The organism is Pantoea sp. ME81, assembly GCF_903970985.1.
Lineage (GTDB): Bacteria > Pseudomonadota > Gammaproteobacteria > Enterobacterales > Enterobacteriaceae > Pantoea > Pantoea communis.
On sequence record NZ_CAJCKS010000258.1, the window covers coordinates 1 to 5,085 of the forward strand.

4 protein-coding genes and 1 pseudogene are annotated in these 5,085 nt (G+C 57.1%); 3 read left to right on the plus strand and 2 right to left on the minus strand.

Features of this window, described 5'->3' with window-relative positions:
- Positions 1-135: 135 nt before the first annotated feature.
- The 3 genes from H7A81_RS25595 to H7A81_RS25605 are packed head-to-tail and all read left to right on the plus strand — an operon-like array spanning position 136 to position 3,460.
- Positions 136-1,218, plus strand: coding sequence for a long-chain fatty acid--CoA ligase (locus H7A81_RS25595; protein WP_182059140.1), 1,083 nt, complete (start codon positions 136-138; stop codon positions 1,216-1,218).
- Positions 1,215-2,666 carry an acyl-CoA reductase gene (locus tag H7A81_RS25600; RefSeq protein ID WP_182059141.1) on the plus strand — a complete coding sequence of 484 codons (1,452 nt, stop codon included), beginning with the start codon at positions 1,215-1,217 and terminating at the stop codon, positions 2,664-2,666. The genes H7A81_RS25595 and H7A81_RS25600 overlap by 4 nt, the downstream gene beginning before the upstream one ends.
- Before the next feature lie 26 nt (positions 2,667-2,692).
- Positions 2,693-3,460 (plus strand): 3-oxoacyl-ACP reductase, encoded by a 768-nt coding sequence (locus H7A81_RS25605; protein ID WP_182059142.1) that lies wholly within the window; start codon positions 2,693-2,695, stop codon positions 3,458-3,460.
- A gap of 148 nt (positions 3,461-3,608) precedes the next feature.
- On the opposite strand, the pseudogene H7A81_RS25610 reads toward H7A81_RS25605, so the two are convergent.
- Positions 3,609-3,926: pseudogene (locus H7A81_RS25610) on the minus strand (protein-(glutamine-N5) methyltransferase, release factor-specific); the annotation flags it as partial.
- A complete protein-coding gene (gene prfA, locus H7A81_RS25615; protein ID WP_034824272.1) occupies positions 3,926-5,008 on the minus strand; it encodes a peptide chain release factor 1 in 1,083 nt (360 codons plus the stop codon). The pseudogene H7A81_RS25610 and the gene prfA, both read right to left, overlap by 1 nt.
- Positions 5,009-5,085 lie beyond the last annotated feature (77 nt).

Genomic DNA, 5,085 nt, shown 5'->3' on the forward strand with positions numbered 1-5,085 from the left:
TACTCCTGTCCCAGACCCCCCCCCTGCCCCTCCACCCCGACGTACCCCCCTGCCCTTCCCGCCGCCCTCCCCATCTCTCTGCTCCTCAGGCCCGGCCTGAGAAATTTCGCGCAATCGCAACTGGTGGACTCGCCCATGACTGAAGCTGCTTTGATCGACGCTTTGCTCACCTTTCTTCAGCGTCAGGATACAACCGACGAAGACTTTAACCGCATGGCGCTTGCCGTCTTCGCGTACCAATTTGAACACAACCTCCCTTATCGCCGCTTCGCCATGCAGCGCGGTCGCACACCGTTTACGGTCAAAAACTGGCGTGCCATCCCGGCAATTCCCATTACCGCGTTTAAGGATCTGACGCTGAGCTGCCATGCCACAGATGACGTCGAAGCGGTGTTTATGACCAGCGGAACCACCGGCACAGTGAAGGGTCGCAGCTATCATCCGACGCTTGATGTCTGGAAATGCTCGATGATGCAGAATTTCCGCCAGCGCTTTATGGCGGGCGAAGAGCGGATTCGCATGGGCATTTTGTTCCCTGATAATCGGGCGCTGCCCAACTCTTCGCTGGCCCATTACCTGACATTAGCGGTGGAAAAATTTGGCACCGCCGAGAGCGAAGTGCTGCTGGATGACAGCGGTATCGCGATGGATCGCCTGTTTGCTGCGTTGGAGCAGGCTGAAGCACAGGGCGAACCTTATGCGCTGCTGAGCGCGAGCTACAGCTTTGTCCATCTTCTCGACGAACTGCAGCGCCAGGGGCGACATTTTGCATTACCCGCTGGAAGCCGAATTTTGGATACCGGTGGATTTAAGGGGCAATCCCGTGAGATTGAAACCGAACAGTTTTACGCCGAGCTGAGTGCGGCGTTGGGCGTACCGCGCACTCACTGCATCAACATGTACGGTATGACCGAACTGAGCAGCCAGTTTTATGATGACGGCAACGTGGCCTGTCCCTCGGTGAAATCCGGCCCGCACTGGATCCGCACGCGCGTGGTCAATCCGCTGACGGGCGAAGAGGAGCCGGAAGGTGAGATGGGCGTGCTGGTGCACCATGATCTGGCCCACTTCAATTCAGTGTCTGCCTTACTGACCGAGGATGCTGGCCGGGCAGTGGCGGGCGGCTTCCATCTGCTAGGCCGGGTCACCGGAGCGGATGCGAAGGGCTGTTCGCTGGCGATGGAAGAGTTCCTGGCTGCTGCGCAGGGTGCAGTGTGAAAGAGGTCGCGGGTTATCTACCGGGATGTTTATCACCTGAAGGGGTGCAGTGGCGCACGCTGAGTTTTAGCCATCACGGCCAGCACCTGGAGGTCGACGTGCCCGATCTGAATCCGGCACAAATTACTCTTCTCAGCGCACATCTGCGCGATCACGCTCGCGCTTATCTCAAAACGCTGAGCGTGGCGAAGATCGTAGCAATTATTGATGAGGCCATTGCGCGTTTGCTGGATCGAAACCATCCACTGCGCCGCAAGGCCGAAATGCTGCTGCCGATTGTCACCGGTTATGACGCTGAGATGATTCGCCTTGGGCTTACCGGATACCTCAAAACTTTTCGACAGCCGCAGCTCAAGCGCTTTTTAGCCGAGGACTTTAACGATCCACAGCTGCTGGATGATTTTCAGCCGCGACCTAATGGCGGCTTCGCACGGGCATTTGGCCCAGATCTGCTCATGCATATCTGGGCAGGAAATGTGCCGGGTCTACCGCTGTGGAGTCTGATTTGTGGATTGCTGGTGAAAGCGGGCAGCGTGGGCAAATTGCCCGGTGCCGAACCGCTGATGGCGGGCTGGTTCGCGCAACTGCTGGCTGAAATCGATCCCCAACTTGGCGAATGCCTGGCGGTAGTGTGGTGGAAAGGTGGCGAAGCAGAGGCCGAAAAACACTGGTTAACACAGCCTGACATGGTGATGGCTTACGGTGGCAACGCCGCGCTGGACGCTATCAAACAGCAACTGCCGGTCACCACGCGTTTTCTGCCGCACGGCCATAAAATCAGCGTGGGACTGGTGGCGCGTTCGGCGCTGGATATAAGGCAGGGCGTCGATCTGGCGCAGCGCGCGGCCTATGACGTCATGCGCTATGACCAGGCGGGCTGTTACTCACCGCAAATGCTATTTGTTGAACGCGGCGGACGCATCACGCCGCAGGAATTCGCGGAGTATATCGCCCATGAACTGCGAGCGCTGGCGCGCAAATATCCGCGTCGAGTGCTGTCTTCGGCTGAAGTTAATAGCGTGGCGGCCTGGCGCAGCCGTGAAGAGATTCGCGCGTTACAGGACAATCGCATCCTGTTCGGCGAGCCAACGGACAGCTGGTCAGTGGTGGTAGTAGATGGCCCCGAAGCTCTGATGCCGTCGGCACTCGGACGCACGCTTAAAGTGGTGGCCGTTGATGAGATTGAGGATGCGATTGCATTGATTTCGCAGCAGAAAATTTACCTGCAAACGGCGGCGGTGGCGGCCACACCGCGCGAGCTGTTTGTTCTCGCCGCGCGGCTAGGGCAAGCCGGTATCACCCGTATTACTGCCTTTGGCAGCATGACATCGCCTGCCGCCGGATGGCATCACGATGGCCGCTTTAGCCTGCTGGATCTGGTCACTTTTACGGAAATAGAGGCATCTGCTGAAACTGCCGCTGAGCGCTTCGCGCCCTATGCGGATTGAATCCACGTTTTTACAGGAGGTAAGAGATGAAATTTGCTGATCAAACGATTCTGGTGACGGGGGCGAGCCGGGGTATTGGTGCAGCTATCGCGCAGGCTTTCGCCGCTGAGGGTGCGCTGGTGATGGTGAACTACCTGCGCAGTGAAGCCGCAGCGATGGAAGTGGTAAAAAGCTGTGAAGCACTGGGCGGTTCGGCCATCGCCATTCGCGCTGACGTCACCTCAGCAGAGCAGGTGGCGGCGATGATGGAGCAGATCGCTAACACCACGGGTCGTCTGGATGCGGTGGTGAACAATGCTTTCGCACCCTATGTTTTCGATACCGATAATCGACAGCGCTTTTGGGAAACCTCATGGCAGGGCTACCAAAGCCAGTTTGACGGTGCCGTCGGCGCGGCCTATAACGTCTGCCAGGCTGCGTTGCCGCTGATGCGCTCACGCACACGCGGCAGCATTATCAATCTTTCCAGCGATCTGGTGGCGCGTCCCTCTGTTCCTTACCACGATTACGTCACGGCGAAATCCGCATTAATAGGCTTTAGCCGTTCACTCGCCGCTGAACTGGGGCCGCTGGGGATTCGCGTTAACTGTGTTGCGCCGGGTCTGGTCTATCCCACGGATGCCAGCAGTGCGACGCGAGAAGACGTGCGCGATTTTATCACCGCACAAACGCCGCTGCGCCGAATTGCCGAGCCAGTGGATGTCGCCGGTCCGGTGATGTTTTTAGCCTCAGAATGGAGCGAGTTTGTCACCGGGCAAACGCTGTACGTGGATGGTGGGTTGGTGATGGGATGACGGGGGGGCAAACGTTGATATTGTTGGAAGCACGATGGGTTAGCGTTAGTCTGATCACTGATTTAACAATTTGCTAACGCCGCTTAACGTAAACAGGGACGTTTAATGAATACCGCAACTATCCGCGCCGTCATCAGTGGAACGCTAGTATGCGTAAGAGCGCCTGTTCCACCAGCACTTCGGTGTCCGGTCGTGGAATCAAGGTGGCATCATTGACGCGCAACGGCAGCGACCAAAATTCACGCTCGCCCACCAGATGCGCAATCGGTTCGCCTTTCACCCGACGCGCCAGCAGCGCATTAAGTTCGGCAAGCTGAGTAGCGTCGAGTTCATGATCGTCAAACGCCACCAGCCAGCTGCGTGATTTTCCAGTAACAAAACCCAGCAAAATCTCCGCATCCCGTTTCGGGCTGTCTCCGCCACAGAGCGCGACCACTGCGTGCTTGAGCCAGTGGCGAATCATCATCAGTCTTGTCCAGCCAGCGCGGCCAGCTGATCGGCCTGATACTCCTGCACAATCGGCTCGATCAGCGTATCCAGCTTGCCTTCCATGGTTTCATCCAGGCGGTACAGCGTCAGGTTGATACGATGATCGGTAACACGACCCTGCGGGAAGTTGTAAGTGCGGTTACGGTCCGAACGGTCGCCGCTGCCCAACAGGTTGCGACGGGTTGAGGCTTCTGCCGCATTACGCTTGGCGGTTTCGGCGGCATGAATACGCGCACCCAATACCGCCAACGCTTTGGCTTTGTTTTTGTGCTGGGAACGTTCGTCCTGACACTCAACCACAATACCGGTGGGCAAGTGGGTAATACGAATCGCTGAGTCGGTGGTGTTAACGTGCTGACCACCGGCACCTGAGGAGCGGAAGGTATCGATTTTCAGGTCGCCCGCGTTGATTTCCGGCATTTCGGCTTCCGGCAATTCAGGCATCACCGCCACGGTGCAGGCAGAGGTATGAATACGGCCCTGCGATTCGGTTTCCGGGACGCGCTGAACGCGATGACCGCCGGATTCGAATTTCAAACGACCGTAAGCGCCTTCACCATTAATTCGGGCGATAACTTCTTTGTAGCCGCCGTGCTCGCCTTCGTTGGCGCTAATGATCTCGACCTGCCAGCGGCGTGCTTCGGCATAACGGCTGTACATACGGAACAGATCGCCTGCGAAAATTGCCGCTTCATCTCCGCCGGTTCCGGCGCGCACTTCCACAAAGCACGAACGTTCATCATCGGGATCTTTTGGCAGCAGCAGCACCTGAAGCTGTTGTTCCAGCACTTCACGCTTCTCACGCGAAATTTTTAACTCTTCGTTAGCCATTTCACGCATTTCAGGATCGTCGAGCATCATTTCAGCTGTTTCGATATCTTCCTGCACCTGCTGCCAGTCGCGGAAGCAACGGGTCACATCGGTCAACTGTGCATATTCGCGTGATAAGGCACGAAAACGTTCCTGATCGCCAATGACGCCGGCATCGCCCAGCAACGCTTCAACTTCTTCGTGGCGTTCCTGGAGGGCTTCCAGCTTGGCAACAATAGAGCTCTTCATGTAATAGAGGGTATCCCAGTGATAGGTCGTGACAGACCAGATTACTCTAAACCGAGGCTGTCACGTAAGATCTGCAG

Excerpts from the sequence above, each read along its gene's own strand:
- H7A81_RS25595 (WP_182059140.1), top strand. The coding sequence starts at position 136 with ATGACTGAAGCTGCTTTGATCGACGCTTTGCTCACCTTTCTTCAGCGT.
- H7A81_RS25605 (WP_182059142.1), top strand. The coding sequence starts at position 2,693 with ATGAAATTTGCTGATCAAACGATTCTGGTGACGGGGGCGAGCCGGGGT.
- prfA (WP_034824272.1), bottom strand. The coding sequence starts at position 5,008 with ATGAAGAGCTCTATTGTTGCCAAGCTGGAAGCCCTCCAGGAACGCCAC.